We start from the raw sequence: 17,907 nt of genomic DNA, 5'->3' as shown, positions 1-17,907 counted from the left end.
TTCCGGTTTTTCGTGTAAGATCAAGGCAATCAGCAAAATCCATTCAGGGGGAAGATAAATGGATGCAATTGATCGCAAACTGATCGACATCCTGCAGGAAGACGCATCACTGTCCTATTCGGTTCTGGGAACAAAGGTCGGGCTGTCTGTTTCTGCGGTGAATGATCGTGTGCGCAAGCTGCGCGAACAGGGGATTATTCAGGCCTATCGCATTTCGGTTGATCCGCACGCCATTGGCCGTGCCTTGACCGCAATGGTCTGGCTGCGCACCGACCCGGCCAAGGGCAACAAGAAGCTGGTCAAATCCCTGATCAAGGCCGATGAAGTGCTGGAATGCCATCACATGACCGGGCGCTTTGATTTTCTCGTCAAACTGCGCCTGCGCGATACCGGCCATCTGGAATCCTTCATTTCCGACACGATCAAGGAAATGCCCGGCGTGGTCGAAGTTCTGCCGGAAATTGCCTTGTCCACGGCCAAGGAAACCCTATTTGTTCCGGCGCAGGCCGACCACGAATAGGGGACCGTGCCTGACTTTACAGTTTCAGGATAATTTTGATCAGTCATCGGGGGGAGATGGCATTGCCGGTCATCATTTCCTAAGTATCACTATGTGATAGTACTGCGCGCGTAACCCGCCAAACCCATTCTGATGTCCCGACATAGGAGCCCCCGAAATGATTGAATCGATGAATCTGGTGATCCTGATTGCATCGATTCTGGTGGTGGTGGCTGTTTTCACCAGTCTGGTCAGCTTCCGGGTCGGCGCGCCCTTGCTGTTGGTGTTTCTGTTTGTCGGCCTGGCAGCGGGCGAGGATGGCATTGGCGGCATCATGTTCGACAATGCGCCGCTTGCCTATTTCATCGGCTCCATCGCGCTCGCCCTGATCCTGTTTGACAGTGGCTTTGAAACCCAGCTCCGAACCTTAAAAATCGCGGCCGGACCATCGCTTGTTCTGGCAACTTTCGGGGTGTTGATTACCACCGGGGTCATTGGCGGGGTAACCTGGCTGGTGCTTGATGTGCCTTGGCTGGTCGCACTTCTATTTGGGGCGATTGTCAGTTCAACCGATGCGGCGGCAGTGTTTTTCCTTTTGCGCGTTGGCGGGATCAATCTGCGCGATCGCACGCGCAGCACGCTTGAAGTTGAGTCTGGCTCGAACGATCCGATGGCGGTGTTTCTGACGATCTCGCTGGTCGAGCTCATTATCCTCGGCGGTGGCGAAAACATCGCGCTTGAACTCCTGCAACGCTTCATCCTTCAGATCGGACTTGGCGCGATTTTCGGCCTTGCGGGTGGTTATGCGCTGGTCTGGATGATCAACCGGGTCAAACTTGAACCGGGACTGGTGCCGATCATTACCATGGCGTTGGCACTCAGCCTGTTTGGCGCGACCAGTATTCTCGGCGGCAGTGGCTTTTTGGCGGTTTATGTCGCGGGTCTTTATGCCGGGAACAGCAACATGAAGATGAGCGTCGGCGTCCGGCGTTTTCAGCATGTCACCACCTGGCTTGCCCAGATCGCGATGTTTGTCACCTTGGGGCTGCTCGCCACCCCGTCCGAATTTGGCACGGTTGTCCTTCCGGGCGTCATTCTGGCGCTGGTTCTGGTGTTTGTCGCCCGTCCGGTGGCGGTCTGGCTGTGCCTGATGTTCTTTAACTTCTCGCGCAATGACACCGCCTTTATTTCATGGGTCGGCTTGCGCGGGGCGGTGTCCATCCTGCTTGCCATTGTGCCGATGGTCGAAGGCGTGCCCGAAGGGCAGCTCTTGTTTAACACCGCCTTTATTGTCGTGATCACATCGCTTCTGTTGCAGGGCTGGACGATCCGGCGGATGGCGCATTGGCTGGGCATCATTGTGCCGGCTCGCCATGGCCCGGTGGATCGTATTGATCTTGAATTGCCCGGCAATGCCAATCAGGAAATCGTTGTCTATCGCGTCCACGAAGCCAGTGCCGTTGCCACCGGCCATCGTATTCCGCGCTGGGCACGGCCAAGCCTGATCCTGCGTGATGGTGCATCACTGCGCCCGCATTCTGCCGGGCCGGTTCAGGGCGGTGATCAGGTCTATATCATTACCCCGCCCAAGCATGTCGAACTGCTCGATCAGCTCTTTGCTGGTCCCGCCGAGGGGGCCAATGACGTCGAACTGTTTGGTGATTTCAGCTTCCCGGCCGATACCCGGATTGCCGATATTGGTCGTCTCTATGGCTTTGCCGTCGACGCTGATGACACCGAACGCACCGTGGCCGAAATCCTCGAACGCGATCTGCCCGGTGATCTCGAACTCGGTGATCGCATGCCCTATGGCACGGTGGAACTGATCGTGCGCCGCACCGATGATGAACATGGCGTGCTCGAGGTCGGCTTGGCGGTTGAACAACAAAAAGCCAAACCCAAACGCCGCATTCCGATCTTCCAGTCGCGCAGCGAATTGCTGGCAATCTGGAAAGACTGGCAGAAACGCAAACGCGCCGAAAAAAACGCAGCGCTCAGCGATCAGACATCATCAACGGCCAAGCAGCTTGATGATGGCTCAGACGAGGCCGATGTGACTGAGACACCCGACGTGCCTGATGCATCCGATGACATGATCGAAGATATGGCTGACGACACGGCTGGTGACACGCCCGAAGATGGTGCTGAAACCCCCGAACCAGAAGAAGACAGCAGCAAAAAGCCCGGCAAAGCAGGTCGGTCGAAAAAATCCTGATCGGCTATGCATTAGATTTCCGGTCTTTGGATTAGTTTGGCTAATGGCAGGATCAAAAAAGCTGGTTTGGTGTCGGTTCTGAACTGCCCTAAATTGTGGCTTCAATTCTTTTGGAGTCCTTGGGCCATGTTCGGTCTTTATGCAGCAGTTGTCTTGATCTGGGGATCGACTTGGATCGCCATTCAGTATCAGCTTTCGGTCGCCCCCGAAGTCGCCGTCGCCTATCGCTTTGCCTTGGCAACGCTGATTTTGATGGCCTGGTGTGGCCTGCGCCGTTTGCCGATGCGCTTTACGTTGCGTGATCATTTCTTCATGGCGGTTCTGGGCGTCTGTCTGTTTTCGCTGAACTATGTCCTGATCTATGTCGCCAGTATCCATCTGACCTCCGGGCTTCTGGCGGTGGTGTTTTCAACCATCGTCATCATGAATATGATTAATGGCGTGATCTTTTTCCGCCGCCGTCCCGAAACCCGCACCCTGATCGGGGCCGGGATTGGCCTTACCGGGATCGCCATGGTGTTTGCCAATGATCTGGCCGCCTTCGATCTGACCACGGGCGGTAGCATCGGGCTTCTGGTCTCCCTTGCGGGGGCTTACATCGCATCGCTTGGCAATATGGCGTCCGCACGCAACCATGCGCGCGGCGTACCGGTCATGCAGGCCAATGCTTATGGCATGCTTTATGGCACGGTCTTGCTGTTTGGCTATATCGCCCTTGCCGGGATCCCGGTGTCGTTTGATACCAGTGCCAGCTTCTTGGCCGCTTTGGTTTATCTTGCCCTGTTCGGATCGGTTCTGGGCTTTGGCTTCTATCTGACACTTTTGGGCAAGATCGGGCCGGATCGTGCCGCCTATAGTTCGGTGATGTTCCCGATTGTTGCCCTGTTGCTGTCGACCTGGTTTGAGGATTTCCACTGGACGGGCAATATAATCTGGGGTGTGGCGCTGACATTGGTGGGCAACGTGGTTATTCTGACCAAACGGGTTCCCAAACCGGCGACCAAGGTGCTTGAACAGGTTGCGCCGGTATCGCCAACTTGCGCAACAAACCCGACAGCGAAGCCCTGATCGTGATGCCTGACGACGGAGTAACAAGATGAACGGTGCGGCTTATTTCGAACGCATGGCGCAATATAATCTCTGGGCCAACACAAAGGCCTACGGGCTTTGCGCGAAATTGCCTGCGGCCGAACTCGATGCCCCGCGCACGGCCTTCTTCCCGTCGATCCTGCGCACGCTCAATCATATCCTGGTGGCTGATCGCATCTGGATGAGCCGCCTGCTCGGCAGTCCCGTGGCCATGCCGCTCAACACGGTGCTTTATGAAAAGTTCGATGAACTCCGCCACGCCCGCGTGGCCGAAGATCAGGCGATCATTGAATTCACCAACGGCCTGACCGACGCCGAGGTAACCGCCGATCTGACCTATCACTCGGTCGCGGGTGATGCCTATACCATGCCGCGCGATCTGGTTTTGGCGCATATGTTCAATCATCAGACCCATCATCGTGGGCAGCTGTCCAACATGCTGATCGAGGCCGGATTAGGCCCGCTTGAGATTGATCTGGTCTTTTTCGCCCGGGATCAGTTGCGATGATCGAACTTCTCGTTGCCTATACGCCGTTTCTGATCGCGGCCCTGTTGCTCAATATCTCGCCGGGGCCGGACATGGCCTATATTGTCGGGCAAACCGCGGTGCATGGCCGCAAGATCGGCCTGTTTTCATCGCTTGGCGTGATTTCAGGTGCCTTTGTCCATGTTCTGGCGGCAACTTTTGGCCTGTCGGCCATTCTTGCCACCTCGGCGCTGGCCTTTGCCATCGTCAAATGGATCGGGGTGGCCTATCTGGTGTGGCTTGGCATCGGCGCCTTGCGCAGCAGCTTTGCCAAATCCGAAAGTGATGCGCAATCGGCTGAACCGGCCGCCCCGATTTCGACCAAACCGATGACCGCCTTTGGCGCCTGGCGTCAGGGGGTGATGATTGATGTGCTCAATCCCAAGGTGGCGATTTTCTTCATGGCCTTCCTGCCGCAATTCATTGATCCAAGCCGTGGCAATGGCGCGGTGCAGTTTCTCGTACTCGGCCTGATGGTGCTTCTGATCGCCTTTGTGGTGGAAGGCATGCTGGTGTTGGCCGTGGCCTCGGCTGCGGGCCGGATCAAGGGCAGTCGCAAGCTTGGCGCCTGGTTGAACCGCGCCCTTGGCGGCATGTTCATCGCCCTTGGCATCCGTCTTGCCATTTCTCAGCAATAGCTTGAAAACTCAGCTGTTCTCAGGATTTCCGCGCCAGATAGCTGACCAATGCCCGCGATGCCGGGGCAGCGGTAATGCCATGGGCAACCACGCTGATGCAGACAATCATGGTTCCGGCGGCGAATAGTGGTTTGAATGCGCCCGGATCAATCATCGTCGCCATGATCAGCATATAAATCACCGAGGCGATCCCGCGTGGCCCGAACCAGCCGATATAAAGCTTTTCGCCCAGGCTATAGGGACTGCCGATCATGCAGATCCACACACAAAGCGGACGCAGGACAGCAAGGCTTGCAATCGAAAACAGCAGCATCGTCCAGGTCCAGCTTTCATAAAGTGCCGGCACAACGATCAGGCCAAAGACAAAGAATGTCAGCATGGTCAGAAGCTCTGACTCGGCCTCGCCAAAGCTTTCAATTGCGTTCTTGACCTTGTCGCTTGAGATATTAAGCGCAAGCCCGCCGGCAAAGGCCGCGACAAAGCCATTGCCGCCCAATTCCTCGGCCAGCAGGAAAATGAAAAGGGCGGCCAGAACGCCCAGCAACCTTTCAAACCGCGCAACGATGGTCCTGTTCTTGACCGCGTGATTGACCACCTGACCAATGACATAACCACTGACCACCCCGATCACCGCCCCGATTGAAATCTCAAGCACCGCCTCGGCGATCCAGCCCTGATGTCCGTTGCTCAGAAGATTGGCTTCCAGCAAAACCGCGGTGGTAAAGACCGGCAGGACCAGCCCGTCATTCAGCCCGCTTTCAATATTGATGCCCTGGCGCACCGGTTCGGGCACGCCCTTGTTTTCAAGGACGGGTCGGCCAAGGGCGGCATCGGTCGGGCTGACAATAAGCGCAAGGATCAGGGCTGGCACCAACCCGATAGACGCATCAAGCCCGACAATAAACGCCCACGTCACCCCGATGGTCAGCGGCAACCCGATCAAAAGCAAGCGGATCGCGATATTGCGTGCCGCACTTTCCTTGCGGTAATCGAGCACCGCCGCATCGAGAAACAAAATGATCGCAAGCGTCATCTCGGCAAAGCCGGTGGCAAAATGAATGCTGCCCGAAAGCGCATCCATCGGTGCGCTGTGCCAGATGCCCAGCGGCAGGGCAACCAGCATCCCGGTCAGAACCATCATCATCGGCGATGAAATATTGCGGCGTTGCAGGCGGCGCGATTGCAGGCCGTACACCAGCCCGGAGCCGAGAAAAAGAATGATCACCCATTCAAACATGGCGCTGCCCAACTTGTTGCCCTGATCCGGGGTAGTCTGCCCCAAAGGTCGCGGATCGCCAAATGTTTAAGGTATCACACGGCCTTACGCGATGGCCTTTTGCAAAACCGCCAACCCCTCGGCATGGGCGCGGCTGTCACCACTGGCAATCACCAGATCGCCACTGTGCATCGTAAGGGCTTGGCCTTCCCAATCGGTAATGATCCCGCCCGCACCCTCGATCACCGGCACGGCGGCACAGAAATCATAGGGTTGCAGGTTGGATTCCACCAACACATCGCCAAACCCCATGGCAATCAGGCCATAGCCATATGAATCAATACCGTAAATCGGCTGCCTAGCGGCCCCAAAGACCGCCTCATATCCAGCAATTGCCTTTGGCTCGATGAAAAGGTCCGGCCCGGTGGTGAAAATGGTGGCATCTTTCAGGCGTTGGCATTCACGCGCCTTGACCACATTGCCATTTAGCGTCGTTGGTTGCCCTTCAACCCCGATCCAGCGTTCATCCAAAATCGCCTGATCAATCACACCCAGTACCGGCTTGCCATTGCGGCACAGCGCGATCAGGGTATTGAAGCTGGGCTTGCCGGTGATAAACGACTTGGTGCCGTCAATCGGATCAAGGATCCAGACATATTCGGCATCAAGGTTTTCCGGCCCGTATTCCTCGCCCAGAATGCCATGGTCGGGAAGTTCCTCATTGATCAGGTCGCGCATGGTGCGCTCGATCGCGCGATCGGCATCGGTCACAAGGCTGGCATCACCCTTTTCATCGATCTCAAGCGGCCGGCGGTAATAGCTTTGCAAAACCGGGCGCGCTGCATCGGCAAGCTTGTGGGCCATGGCAAGAAACGGGTGGTCGTTGGTCATCGGATATCCTGTGTCGGCAAGGTCTGTCATCTGGTGGGGCGTCCCGGCAATGAAGGCTGTCAGGCCATCGCGGCCTTGATCGTCGCCAGAACATCCTGATGGCAACGGGCATCGCCACTGGCAACCACATCACCCGCACTATCGATATGAAGCGGCTTGCCCGCCCAGTCGGTCATCACACCACCCGCACCCTCGACAACCGGGACAAGTGCACAAAAATCATACGCCTGAAGCCCGATCTCAACCACCGTGTCGGCCAGACCAAGGGCGGTCAGGCCATAGGCATAGGCATCAACGCCATACATCGGCACCCGGCAGGTTTTCGAAACCGCCTGATAGGCCTTGGCGGCATCGCCCTTAAACAGTTCGGGCGCGGTGGTAAAGAACGTCGCACTTTTCAGGTCTTCGCATTCGCGTGCGCTGATCTCAACGCCATTCATCGTGCTGGCCTGCCCCATCACGCCGACCCAGCGTTCATCGGTGATCGCCTGATCAATAATGCCCAGAACCGGGGTGCCCTTATGGCAAAGCGCAATCAGGGTCGCAAAGCTCGGCTTGCCGGAAATAAACGATTTGGTGCCGTCAATCGGATCCAGCACCCAGACATATTCCGCATCGGTATTTTCCCGGCCATGTTCCTCGCCCAGGATGCCGTGATCGGGCAGTTCGGCATTCAGGATATCGCGCATGGTGCGTTCGACCTCGCGGTCGGCAATCGTCACCGGGCTGTCATCGGCCTTCACATCGACCGCGACCGGGGTGCGGTAATATTTGCGCACGACCGGGCGTGCGGCATCGGCCAGTTTGTGGGCGATTTCCAAAAACGGATCGAGATTTTCCATAAAGGCATTCCTGCAGGCGGTTGATGTCTGGCGGCGGGGTATGGTTATGGCCGGTACTATTTCCGCTTTGGGCCCAGAAGGCAAGGACGCCATATATAAAGTCCCAAACGACAAACCCCCAAACGCAAACAGGGGACAGTTTCCTGTCCCCTGCATGTTCTGTGCTGACCATAAATCTCGGTCAGGCGATGTCTTTGGCTGCGTGCTTACTGCGCGGTGGCCGCGTCAACAGCGTCGCCAGCTTCCTCAACTGCACCTTCAACGGCGGCGGCTGCATCATCAACGGTTTCCTCAACCGCTTCGGCGGCTTCGTCAACGGCTTCTTCTGCGGCCTGGGCGGCTTCAACCGCTGCCGGATCCGGAAGCGCAACCGGGTTGTCAGACTTGGTGTTCAGCCAGGCAATAACCGCGGCACGATCTTCGGCCTTTTTCAGACCGCCAAAGCTCATTTTGGTGCCATCGATGTAGTCGCGCGGCTTGTACAGGAACTCGTTTAGCTCCTCAAAGCCCCAGGTGCCACCATGGTTGGCCATCCCGTCAGAATAGGAGAAGTCATCCTTGTGCGCGAACGCGGCACCAACGATGCCATAAAGGTTCGGACCGGTTTTGTTCGGGCCGCCTTTTTCGACGTCATGGCAGGATGCGCATTTTTTGAAGACTTTCTCGCCTTCACCCATGTCGGCCGAGGCCAGCATGGCAAGAATCGGTTCCGGGCCTGCCGGTTCTGCCGGTGCAGCAGCAGGGGCATTTGCACCCGCCATCACATCTTCGGAGAACGGATATACCGGTGCTTCCAGTTCTTCAGGACTGACCAGTGCGCTGCCGACCTTGCCGACAACCACTACCAGAAGCACAGCACAAATAACGCCGGCGACGATCTTGTTGATTTCCATCGTGTTCATGACGGGACCCCGTTACAGCCTAATCACTCTCAGGTTTTATCTTTGTGTTCTACCCATGCGTTCCCGGCAATCCTCGATCAAGAGAAACACACATGTCACCGCTGGCAAAACTGGTTGGTGGGAAACTATACGTTTCAGCGATTTGCATCAACCTTTCTTAAACACCAAGGTGAACAAGCTTGCCTTAGAACTTTCGTCTAGTGTTCTGCAAAACGCGATTCCGTCTTTCGTCGCCGCACCAAAACCGGCTAATGTCGCGCCGATTAAGAACCTGTGTTCTGCCACTGCTTGTTCACACCACGCTTTGCGCAAGATCAAAGAACAGGTGATTTGTGCCCCATAACTTATGCCCGGCCGGAGTGAAGAAATGTCGACCCCGCGCAATCCTGTTGTTGTAATTCCCGCCCGCATGGCGTCCACGCGGTTGCCCAATAAGCCGCTTGCCGATATCTGTGGCGAACCCATGATCGTTCAGGTTTGGCGTCGCGCGACGGAGGCCGGAATCGGTCCGGTTCTGGTCGCCTGCGCCGAACAGGAAATTGCCGATGCGGTCACGGCTGCCGGGGGTATTGCCGTTCTGACCGATCCCGATCTGCCCAGCGGATCGGACCGCGTGCATCAGGCGCTCCAGACCTTCGACCCGGAAGGCAAGTTTGATGCCGTGGTCAATGTGCAGGGGGATCTGCCGACGATTGATGCCGCCGACATCCGCGCGGTGTTTGAACCGCTCACTGACCCGAATGTCGATATCGCGACTTTGGCCGCTGAAATCAAACGCGACGAAGAACGCACCAACCCCAATGTGGTCAAGGCTGTCGCGGCCTTTGGTTCCGGGCGTGTCGCCCGCGCCCTTTATTTCACCCGGGCAACCGCACCTTATGGTGACGGGCCGCTTTATCATCACATCGGTCTTTATACCTATCGCCGTGCCGCCCTTGATCGGTTCGTTTCCCTGCCCCCGGCAGAACTCGAACAACGTGAAAAGCTTGAACAGCTGCGCGCGCTTGAAAACGGCATGGTGATTGCGGTCGCCGTTGTGGATGGCGTGCCGCTCGGTGTTGATACACAAGAAGACCTTGAACGCGCGCGCGAAGTGCTGGGTGCATAGTTGCGGAACCAGCCACCAAGTGCTTTAAGTTCATAATCTAAATTGACCAACTCAGGAAACAGCCAGATGACTGCGCAACAAAGGATCGCTTTTCAGGGAATGCACGGTGCCTATTCAGATCAGGCAGCCCGTCGCGCCTTTCCGGGTGCAACGACAGTACCGTACAGGACCTTTGAAGGCGCCTTTAGCGCACTCGAAGATGGCGATGTCGATCTGGCCGTGATCCCGATTGATAACACACTGGCCGGGCGTGTCGCCGACGTGCACCACATCCTGCCTGAATCCGGTGTGCATATTATTGGTGAAACCTTCCTGCGCATTAACCATGCGCTGGTTGGCGTACCGGGTACGAAGATCGAAGACATCAAGGAAATCCACAGCCACGTTCACGCGCTTGGCCAATGCCGCAAATTGCGCAAGGAACTCGGTGTGAATGCCGTGGTCGGACCCGATACCGCGGGCTGTGCCAAGGAAGTCGCTGATCGCGGCGATAAATCGATTGCCGCCATCGCACCGGTGCTGGCAGCCGAGATTTATGGTCTTGATGTGCTCCGGACCGAGGTCGAAGACGCCGAACACAATACCACGCGCTTTATCATTCTGGCCCGTGAACCGCTCGACATTCCCAATGACGGCACCCCGGTGGTGACAAGCTTTGTCTTCCGCGTGCGCAACGTCGCGGCAGCCCTATATAAGGCACTCGGTGGTTTTGCCACCAACGGCATCAACATGACCAAGCTTGAAAGCTACATGGTCGAAGGTCACTTCACCGCGACCCAGTTCTTTGCCGAGGTCGAAGCCCACCCCGAACAGCTTGGCCTGCGTCACGCGCTGGAAGAACTGCAATTCTTCTCGCACGAAGTCCGCATTCTGGGTGTTTATCCAGCACACTCCTTCCGCAAGGAAAACAATCTTCCGGCGGAATAGGCGCGCAGCCACATACCCGAAGCCACATAGCCAATGCCAAAGGGCCGACCATTTTAAGGGGCGGCCCTTTTGTCATCTGTCGGGGAACTGCGCCCGGCCTGGCTCAGCATCCATTGCCGCACCTGACGGCAGGCATCAGACTTTTTGCTCTGGCGCGGAATAACAAGATAGAAATCAGACCCGCCATGCAGGGCCTCGGCAAAGGGCTGGACAAGCCGGCCTTCCTTTAAATCATTTTCCACCAGAAACCGGCTGGCAAGGGCAATGCCTTGGCCCGACAGGGCCGCATCAATTGCCAGACTGGTCTGGTTCAGGCGCACGGCCTTTGCCTTGTCTGAAACTTTCCGCCCGAAAACCAGTTCCAGATATTCCGGCCACAAATTGTGCGAGTCATGAATAAGCACAAGCTGATCCAGATCGTTGATGCCCGGGGTTCGAGCCAATTTTGATTGCAGTGCGGGACTGCAAATCGAAACGATGTCATGTGCGAACAAAAAATCCGCAGAAAGTCCTGCCGCAAACGACGAACCTGTTTGGCGAACGGCAAAATCAACACCATCCGAATGGAAATTCGATGTCTTTTCCGTCGCAACAATCCGCAAATCGATATGCGGATTTTCTGCCGTGAAATCCGGCAGGCGCGGGATCAGCCACTTTGCCGCAAAGGTCGGGGTGACACTGATCGTCAGATGCGTGGATTGCGGTTGAAGTGTTTGCGTCGCAGTGCGGATGATGTCAAAGGCCCGGCTGATCTCGGCATGAAATCGAAGCCCGTTTTCCGTCAGTCTCAGCCCGCGTGGCAAGCGATCCAAAAGGGTAATCCCCAGAAAGGCCTCAAGTCCGCGGACCTGCTGGGCAACCGCGCCTTGCGTCACACCCAGTTCTTCCGCCGCCAGCCTGAAATTCAGATACCGTCCTGCGGCATCAAATGCACGAAGACCATTCAGGGGCGGTGTTGGTGTCTCTGATATATCCATCGAATAGTTTTTCTACAGTCTTGACGATGAAATTCTGATTGGTGTGGCACGCTGAAAGGCTTTATTTTTCGAAAATATCATAGTTTCTCAGGCCGGAAAATGCCAAGGAAAGGAATAATCATGACAGTAGAAAAAGTGGCACTTATCACCGCCGGTGGCAGTGGCATGGGTGCGGATGCTGCCCGCAAGCTCGCCGCCGAAGGATATAAGGTTGCGATCCTGTCCTCGTCGGGCAAGGGCGAAGCACTGGCAAAGGAACTGGGGGGCATCGGTGTCACCGGCTCAAACCAGTCAGAAGATGACCTTCAGAAACTGGTCGATCTGGCGATGGCGAAATGGGGCCGCATTGATGTTCTGGTCAATTCTGGCGGTCATGGGCCGCGCAAACCCGTGCTGGATCTGACAGACGAAGACTGGCATGCGGGGATGGAAGTCTATTTCCTGAACGCGGTGCGCCCGACCCGTCTCGTAACACCGATCATGCAAAAGCAGGGTGGTGGTGTGATCATCAACATTTCAACATTTGCCGCCTTTGAACCGGATCCGGTCTTCCCGACATCCGGTGTTTTCCGGGCGGGCCTTGCGGCATTTACCAAACTGTTCGCCGATAAATATGCCGCGGAAAATATCCGCATGAACAACGTGCTTCCGGGCTTCATCGACAGCCTGCCGGAAACGGATGAGCGACGCAATCGCGTGCCGATGGGGCGTTATGGCAAAAGCGATGAAATTGCCGCCACCATTGCATTCCTTGCCTCTGACGGTGCCGGATACATTACCGGTCAGAATATCCGGGTCGATGGCGGGATTACGCGTTCAGTGTAACGCATGATCTTGACCTCGGTTTTTCCGAAAAGCACGCAATAAACACAAAAAGGGCCGGACAAATCAATGTCCGGCCCTTTTTTTGAAATCAGGTTCTTACGACCCGGCTTGGTTCTTCAAGTCGGTCGAGAAACGATGAATGATCTGGCTCAGTTCAGCCGAGCGATCAGAAAGCTCGGCAGATGCTGATTTCAGTTCATCGGCATCGTTGGTCGTGCCCTGGGCGTTCTTCATGGTTTCATCAACGCTTTGGGAAATCTGTTTCACGCCATCCGCACTGCGGTTGGCATTGCCCGAGATTTCCTGCGTTGCCGCACCCTGTTCTTCAATGGCCGCCGCAATTGCGGTTGATGCGGTTCGGACCTGTTCGATGGTTTCCGAAACCCGCGAAATGCCGGTGACCGCACGTTCCGTGCCGTCGACAATGTCATTGATCTGGGCGGCGATTTCATCCGTCGCCTTGGCCGTCTGGGTGGCAAGGTTTTTGACCTCGTTTGCCACAACCGCAAAGCCTTTGCCCGCTTCACCGGCACGCGCAGCCTCGATGGTCGCGTTTAGCGCCAGAAGGTTGGTCTGACCGGCAATATCGTTGATCAGGCCAATGATTTCCTTGATCTTCTCAACGGTCTCGGACAGGCCGGCAACGTCATTTGACGCGCTCTGGCTTTCATCGGTTGCCCGTTCCACCGTGTTCGACATCTGCGAAATTTGAACGTTGATCTCGGTGATCGAGGATGAAAGTTCCTCGGTCGCGGCGGCAACTGCATCGACGTTCTGGGAAACTTCACCGGCGGCGGATGCCACCTGCTGGCTCTGGCCCAGAATGCCATCCGCACTCTGTGACATGCTCACCGCAAGATCGGCACTGCGTTGAACCGAACGATCAACGGCCTTGGCGATACCACCGACTTCGCTTTCAAGCTTTTCGGCGATGGCGCGGATATTGCTGCGGCGTTCTTCTTCGGCTTTTTGTTTCTGAACCGCGGCATCGGCTTCAAGCTGCTGGGCCTGTGCGGATTTATCGCGCAGTGCCAGAACACCGGCGGCCATGTCGCCAATTTCAACGAACCGAGAATCGGTTTCGACCGGTGCCTTGTAATCGCCATCGGCAATCGTGCGAATGCTGCTGTTCAGGCCGACGATGCTGCGCGTGATCCGCGTGCCAACCAGCCAGGACAAAACACCGGCAATGATGATGGCGATGACGGAAATGATCGCAATGCGCTGCATGACAGAAATGAATTCTGCCTGAACATCGTCCATATAGACGCCCGCGCCCAGCGCCCAGTTCCATTCCTTGATCGGGCGCACATAGGCCGCCTTCTCGATCAGTTTGTCACCTTCACCCGGCTTCTTGGTTTCATACAGGATCACATCCCCGCCCGCCTTGGCTGCGGCAACAATCATGTTGCGCACCTTGCTGTCGGGATTGCACTTGCCAACATCTTCCGGGCTCAGCGGATCAAGCTGCATGCAGTAATTATAATCGGTGGCATAGATATAGTTCTGCCCGTCAAACCGGTATGCATTGAGCACATCCAGGGCCGCAGCCTTGGCTTCGTCTTCGGTCATCTCGCCGCTTTTGGCTTTGGCGATATAATTATTGACGATGGTGACCGCGCCCTCGGTCAAATTCGAAATCTGTTCAAATTTCGCATTCCGAAGACTGGTTTGATAGTTCAGGGCGACTGTGGCGATAATTGCCAGCAGCACCAAAAGGCAGATGGCGGGAATGGAAAATATCCCTGTGACAACGCGAAACCGCATGGAAGTCTCCTTATGAAATGCAGTTACTCACTGCGTACAATGTATTTTTTCTCTAAATGATTAATTTAAAAAGAAACTTTAGTCTGGTGCATTGGGGTGGGCGTTTTTGCATGGCTGATCGTCGCCGGGATTGTTTGACTTATTGTGCGCCGCCATGTATCACCCGCTCATTCCTTCGCTTGCAAAGACAGAATGAGCTGTCAGGAACTGTATGAAAAGGCGAGGGCGGGTTCGGCGTGATGACGTCGATGCCTCACATCATTTGCCTCTCATGCAGGGTCCGACGCAGTGGCTGCTCTTTGCCGCGCACCGGTCATGACTTCGTTTGGGCAGGCACCCACAGGCGTTAACATGGCGCCGACCGGATAAACGAAGGACTTTCCTTTATGACGAATTTTAATGGGCTCAACCTGATCGAGCCCCTGCTGCGCAATGTTGAAGCTGCCGGTTTCTCCGCGCCGACCGAAATTCAGGCCGCGACGATTCCTGCACTTCTCGAAGGCAAGGACCTGATGGGTATTTCCCATACGGGTGGCGGTAAAACCGCTGCATTCTGCCTGCCGTTGCTGCAGCGTCTTGCCGAAAACCCGCAGCGCCCGAAACCGGGTCAGCCGCGCGCGGTTATTCTGGCACCGACCCGCGAACTGGCGACCCAGATCGGCCAGTGCCTGCGTGATTTCAAAAAAGGCATCCGCCTGTTTTCCTCTGTTGTCTTTGGTGGCTCCCCGATGGGCCCGCAGATTCAGGAACTGCGCCGTGGCGTTGATATCCTGGTTGCGACCCCGGGTCGTCTGCTGGACCATATGTCGCGCAATACTGTGCGGTTCGACGATGTCGAAGTCTTCATCCTTGATGAAGCCGACCGTATGCTTGACATGGGCTTCTCCGAAGACGTTCTGACCGTTGCTGAACTGCTTCCGAATGCGCATCAGACCGTGATGTTCTCGGCAACCATGCCGCCGGAAGTCAAACACCTGACCGACCGTCTGCTTAAAGACCCGGTCAAGGTTGAAACCGCACCGCAGTCCAGCGTGACCGAGCGCGTGACCCAGGTTGGCATGTTCGTGAAACGTCACGACAAGACCAAGCTTCTGGTTCAGCTGCTTAAACGTGACGAATCCGAACGCGTTCTGGTGTTTACCAAAACCAAGGCAGATGCCGACGAACTGTCGTTCCAGCTGCGCGATGAAGGCATCGACAGCGATGCTATCCATGGCGACAAACAACAGCGCATCCGTCAGAAAATCCTGCGTAACTTCCGCAATGGCAGTTTCCCGGTTCTGATTGCGACCGATGTTGCTGCACGTGGTATCGACGTTCCGGGTATTACCCACGTTGTGAACTATGATCTGCCGCAAGATGCCGAAAGCTATGTCCACCGTATCGGTCGTACCGGTCGTGGCAGTGCCGAAGGTATTGCGATTTCATTCTGTGAGCCGCGCGACATTCGCCTGCTTCGCAACATCGAACGCCTGATCAAACAGGACGTTAATATCGACGAAGATCACGAATTCCATGCTGCCCCGCCGCCCCGTTCGTTCGGTGCCGGTGCTGGTGCTGGCGGTCGTGGTGGTCGCGGTGGTCGTGGCTTTGGCGGCGGCGGTCGCGGTGGTTTCGGCGGCCGTGATGGCGGTCGTGGCCGTGGTGGCTTCGGCGGTGGTCGTGATGGCGGCCGCGATGGTGCCCGTGGTGACAATCGTGACGGTGGTCGCGGTCGTGGTTTCGGCGGCCCGCGTGACGGTGCCCGTGATGGTGCCCGCGCCGAAGGTGATCGCGCAGCCCGCGGTTTCGGTGGTCGTGATGAGGCACGCGATGGTGGCCGTGATGGCGCACGTCGTGACTTCAATGATCGTCCGCGTCGTGATGGCGGTGATTTCCGCAATGACCGCAAGCCGCGCTTTGACAACGATGACCGTGCACCGCGCGGCGATCGTGAAGAGCGCAGTGGCGGCCGCGGTGGCAACTTCCGCCCCCGTGGTGAAGGCGGCAACCGTGACGAACGTCGCTTTGCCGACAAGCCGCGTGGTGATCGTGGTGGTAACTTCCGTGGTCGCGATGGTGGCCGTGATGGTGCCGGTGCGCGCGACGGTGCACGTCGTGACTTCAACGACCGTCCGCGTCGTGCCGAAGGTGGTCGCAGCGAGGGTCGCGGTGGCAACCAGGGCATGAAACGCCGTTCGGCATAATTCTGCCCCGCTGTATTGCGGGTACTGTATGGGGGCTGCGCCGGGGAACGGCATAGACGTTTACGTCATGCCGGTGCGCAGCACTTCACAGGAATATTGTTAAAGGGGGACCGGCTGGAAACAGCTGGTCCCTCGCTATTTTGGCCTGTGTTTCGCGCATGGGTTTGGAGCATTAATCTGTTTAGACCTATTCTGAAGTGGGGAATTGGTCTAAATTTACTACACCTAAGCGTAAGGTATCTGTTCTGCGTGCCTCAGGGCTCGGAAATGCAGGCAGAGGAAGAGTGGTAATGATGAGCATCAGAATTGCATTTCTGGCCGTGCTTTTGGCGACCGTTGTTGGCTCGGGATCTGTGCGTGCACAGTCGGGCAAAAGCGGATCTGTTTCCGATGCCGACGGGCAGCGCGATTGTTCGCGTCTGGTTGCGTCGGGCAATCCGGATTACCCGCCCTATCTCTGGGTGGCCAAGGATGGCCATACCCTGCAAGGTGCTGCTGCCGACTTTATCAAACGGGCCGGTGAACTGGCCGGTGTTGAAGTCGATGTCGTCTATTCGGGCAACTGGGGCCGTGTGCAGCAACATATGCGCGACGGCACGATTGATATGATCGCTGGTGCCTTTCTGACCCTGCCGCGCCTCGAATATATGGATTACTTCTATCCGGCCTTTCAGGGCACGCGCACCGTGATCTGGACGCATGACAATCTTGACCTGCGCTACAGCCAGTGGTCCGATCTGGTCGGGATCGATGGCCTGACCGTGATCAATAACAGTTTCGGGCAGGCGTTTGACACCTATGCCCGCCACAACCTGACCATCAGCGAAGTGCCAAGCCTCGAACAGGGCTTGCAGATGCTCTCGCTTGGTCGGGCGGAATACCTGATTTACGAAGAATTCCCCGGCAAGGCCGTGGCCGCCCATGAAAACATCACCAATATCCGCAGCTACGACACCCCGGTCAGCACCGAAAATCTCTATCTGACCATGTCGCACAAATCGGAATGCAACACCGGCGAACTGCGCGGCCGCCTGTCGCGTGCCGTCTTCGATCTCGTCTCCCGCAATGTGATGACCGAAATGCTCGAAGCCAGCATCCAGGAATGGGGCGACCAGACCAACTGAGCCCAGACTAGCTAGCGTCAGGCCAACTGGGGCCAGACCAACCAGGGTCAAACCAACTGGGGCCAGACTAACTGCGGTCAGGCTAACCAGGGTCAGACTGACTGCGGATTGTTGCCGCGCCTACGCGGGATGCCTCTGTCGCACCCGTAGACCAACTCTCCCGATTATTGCGGCA

General features: G+C 56.6%; 16 protein-coding genes and 1 pseudogene. 11 read left to right on the top strand and 6 right to left on the bottom strand.

What is annotated here, in order from left to right:
* The first annotated feature begins 58 nt into the window (after positions 1 to 58).
* The 5 genes from TH2_RS00885 to TH2_RS00865 all read left to right on the top strand — a co-directional run bounded on the left by TH2_RS00885 (position 59) and on the right by TH2_RS00865 (position 4,967).
* Positions 59 to 520, top strand: coding sequence for an Lrp/AsnC family transcriptional regulator (locus TH2_RS00885; protein ID WP_008888499.1), 462 nt, complete (start codon positions 59 to 61; stop codon positions 518 to 520).
* A 157-nt stretch (positions 521 to 677) separates the two neighbouring features.
* Entirely contained in the window at positions 678 to 2,714 is a 2,037-nt protein-coding gene (locus TH2_RS00880; protein ID WP_008888498.1) for a potassium/proton antiporter, read from the top strand.
* Between the two features lie 126 nt (positions 2,715 to 2,840).
* Positions 2,841 to 3,782, top strand: a complete 942-nt coding sequence (locus TH2_RS00875) for a DMT family transporter (protein WP_008888497.1) — start codon at positions 2,841 to 2,843, stop codon at positions 3,780 to 3,782.
* A gap of 28 nt (positions 3,783 to 3,810) precedes the next feature.
* Complete coding sequence (locus TH2_RS00870; protein ID WP_008888496.1) at positions 3,811 to 4,311, top strand: DinB family protein; 501 nt, start codon at positions 3,811 to 3,813, stop codon at positions 4,309 to 4,311.
* Positions 4,308 to 4,967, top strand: coding sequence for a LysE family translocator (locus tag TH2_RS00865; RefSeq protein WP_008888495.1), 660 nt, complete (start codon positions 4,308 to 4,310; stop codon positions 4,965 to 4,967). The genes TH2_RS00870 and TH2_RS00865 overlap by 4 nt, the downstream gene beginning before the upstream one ends.
* 19 nt (positions 4,968 to 4,986) lie before the next feature.
* Here the strand turns inward: TH2_RS00865 and TH2_RS00860 are convergent, their stop codons facing one another.
* The 4 genes from TH2_RS00860 to TH2_RS00845 all read right to left on the bottom strand — a co-directional run bounded on the left by TH2_RS00860 (position 4,987) and on the right by TH2_RS00845 (position 8,818).
* Entirely contained in the window at positions 4,987 to 6,204 is a 1,218-nt protein-coding gene (locus tag TH2_RS00860) for a cation:proton antiporter (RefSeq protein ID WP_040822397.1), read from the bottom strand.
* Positions 6,205 to 6,288: 84 nt separating this feature from the next.
* The gene (locus TH2_RS00855; protein WP_008888493.1) at positions 6,289 to 7,104 is read right to left on the bottom strand and encodes an inositol monophosphatase family protein; all 816 of its coding nucleotides are present in this window, start codon (positions 7,102 to 7,104) and stop codon (positions 6,289 to 6,291) included.
* Between the two features lie 29 nt (positions 7,105 to 7,133).
* Entirely contained in the window at positions 7,134 to 7,916 is a 783-nt protein-coding gene (hisN, locus tag TH2_RS00850) for a histidinol-phosphatase (RefSeq protein WP_008888492.1), read from the bottom strand.
* A 206-nt stretch (positions 7,917 to 8,122) separates the two neighbouring features.
* Positions 8,123 to 8,818 (bottom strand): c-type cytochrome, encoded by a 696-nt coding sequence (locus TH2_RS00845; protein WP_008888491.1) that lies wholly within the window; start codon positions 8,816 to 8,818, stop codon positions 8,123 to 8,125.
* Between the two features lie 367 nt (positions 8,819 to 9,185).
* Between TH2_RS00845 and TH2_RS00840 the strand changes: the two genes are divergently transcribed.
* Complete coding sequence (locus tag TH2_RS00840) at positions 9,186 to 9,926, top strand: 3-deoxy-manno-octulosonate cytidylyltransferase (RefSeq protein WP_008888490.1); 741 nt, start codon at positions 9,186 to 9,188, stop codon at positions 9,924 to 9,926.
* A gap of 66 nt (positions 9,927 to 9,992) precedes the next feature.
* Positions 9,993 to 10,853, top strand: a complete 861-nt coding sequence (locus tag TH2_RS00835) for a prephenate dehydratase (RefSeq protein ID WP_040822211.1) — start codon at positions 9,993 to 9,995, stop codon at positions 10,851 to 10,853.
* A 53-nt stretch (positions 10,854 to 10,906) separates the two neighbouring features.
* Here TH2_RS00835 and TH2_RS00830 read toward each other — a convergent pair whose 3' ends face one another.
* Positions 10,907 to 11,830 carry a LysR substrate-binding domain-containing protein gene (locus TH2_RS00830; RefSeq protein WP_008888488.1) on the bottom strand — a complete coding sequence of 308 codons (924 nt, stop codon included), beginning with the start codon at positions 11,828 to 11,830 and terminating at the stop codon, positions 10,907 to 10,909.
* 120 nt (positions 11,831 to 11,950) lie between these two features.
* Between TH2_RS00830 and TH2_RS00825 the strand changes: the two genes are divergently transcribed.
* Positions 11,951 to 12,655, top strand: a complete 705-nt coding sequence (locus tag TH2_RS00825) for an SDR family oxidoreductase (RefSeq protein ID WP_008888487.1) — start codon at positions 11,951 to 11,953, stop codon at positions 12,653 to 12,655.
* Between the two features lie 96 nt (positions 12,656 to 12,751).
* On the opposite strand, the gene TH2_RS00820 is transcribed toward TH2_RS00825, so the two are convergent.
* On the bottom strand, positions 12,752 to 14,422 hold the full coding sequence (locus tag TH2_RS00820) for a methyl-accepting chemotaxis protein (protein WP_008888486.1): 1,671 nt from the start codon (positions 14,420 to 14,422) through the stop codon (positions 12,752 to 12,754).
* 386 nt (positions 14,423 to 14,808) lie between these two features.
* On the opposite strand from TH2_RS00820, the gene TH2_RS00815 reads away from it, so the two are divergent.
* From TH2_RS00815 to TH2_RS21935, 3 genes and pseudogenes are all read left to right on the top strand, one after another.
* Complete coding sequence (locus TH2_RS00815; protein WP_008888485.1) at positions 14,809 to 16,608, top strand: DEAD/DEAH box helicase; 1,800 nt, start codon at positions 14,809 to 14,811, stop codon at positions 16,606 to 16,608.
* A 290-nt stretch (positions 16,609 to 16,898) separates the two neighbouring features.
* On the top strand, positions 16,899 to 17,732 hold the full coding sequence (locus TH2_RS00810; RefSeq protein ID WP_008888484.1) for a substrate-binding periplasmic protein: 834 nt from the start codon (positions 16,899 to 16,901) through the stop codon (positions 17,730 to 17,732).
* Between the two features lie 33 nt (positions 17,733 to 17,765).
* Positions 17,766 to 17,882: pseudogene (locus tag TH2_RS21935) on the top strand (hypothetical protein); the annotation flags it as partial.
* Between the last annotated feature and the right edge of the window lie 25 nt (positions 17,883 to 17,907).

Source organism: Thalassospira profundimaris WP0211, assembly GCF_000300275.1.
Taxonomy (GTDB): domain Bacteria; phylum Pseudomonadota; class Alphaproteobacteria; order Rhodospirillales; family Thalassospiraceae; genus Thalassospira; species Thalassospira profundimaris.
Note: the sequence above shows the minus strand (reverse complement) of the source record. Positions and strands in the feature narration are given on the sequence as shown.

Bases quoted from the DNA above. Each gene is read 5' to 3' on its own strand.
- TH2_RS00815 (WP_008888485.1), top strand. From the start codon at position 14,809: ATGACGAATTTTAATGGGCTCAACCTGATCGAGCCCCTGCTGCGCAAT.
- TH2_RS00885 (WP_008888499.1), top strand. From the start codon at position 59: ATGGATGCAATTGATCGCAAACTGATCGACATCCTGCAGGAAGACGCA.
- TH2_RS00810 (WP_008888484.1), top strand. From the start codon at position 16,899: ATGATGAGCATCAGAATTGCATTTCTGGCCGTGCTTTTGGCGACCGTT.
- TH2_RS00860 (WP_040822397.1), bottom strand. From the start codon at position 6,204: ATGTTTGAATGGGTGATCATTCTTTTTCTCGGCTCCGGGCTGGTGTAC.
- TH2_RS00845 (WP_008888491.1), bottom strand. From the start codon at position 8,818: ATGAACACGATGGAAATCAACAAGATCGTCGCCGGCGTTATTTGTGCT.
- TH2_RS00840 (WP_008888490.1), top strand. From the start codon at position 9,186: ATGTCGACCCCGCGCAATCCTGTTGTTGTAATTCCCGCCCGCATGGCG.
- TH2_RS00875 (WP_008888497.1), top strand. From the start codon at position 2,841: ATGTTCGGTCTTTATGCAGCAGTTGTCTTGATCTGGGGATCGACTTGG.
- TH2_RS00820 (WP_008888486.1), bottom strand. From the start codon at position 14,422: ATGCGGTTTCGCGTTGTCACAGGGATATTTTCCATTCCCGCCATCTGC.
- TH2_RS00855 (WP_008888493.1), bottom strand. From the start codon at position 7,104: ATGACAGACCTTGCCGACACAGGATATCCGATGACCAACGACCACCCG.
- TH2_RS00830 (WP_008888488.1), bottom strand. From the start codon at position 11,830: ATGGATATATCAGAGACACCAACACCGCCCCTGAATGGTCTTCGTGCA.
- TH2_RS00835 (WP_040822211.1), top strand. From the start codon at position 9,993: ATGACTGCGCAACAAAGGATCGCTTTTCAGGGAATGCACGGTGCCTAT.
- hisN (WP_008888492.1), bottom strand. From the start codon at position 7,916: ATGGAAAATCTCGATCCGTTTTTGGAAATCGCCCACAAACTGGCCGAT.
- TH2_RS00880 (WP_008888498.1), top strand. From the start codon at position 678: ATGATTGAATCGATGAATCTGGTGATCCTGATTGCATCGATTCTGGTG.
- TH2_RS00865 (WP_008888495.1), top strand. From the start codon at position 4,308: ATGATCGAACTTCTCGTTGCCTATACGCCGTTTCTGATCGCGGCCCTG.
- TH2_RS00870 (WP_008888496.1), top strand. From the start codon at position 3,811: ATGAACGGTGCGGCTTATTTCGAACGCATGGCGCAATATAATCTCTGG.
- TH2_RS00825 (WP_008888487.1), top strand. From the start codon at position 11,951: ATGACAGTAGAAAAAGTGGCACTTATCACCGCCGGTGGCAGTGGCATG.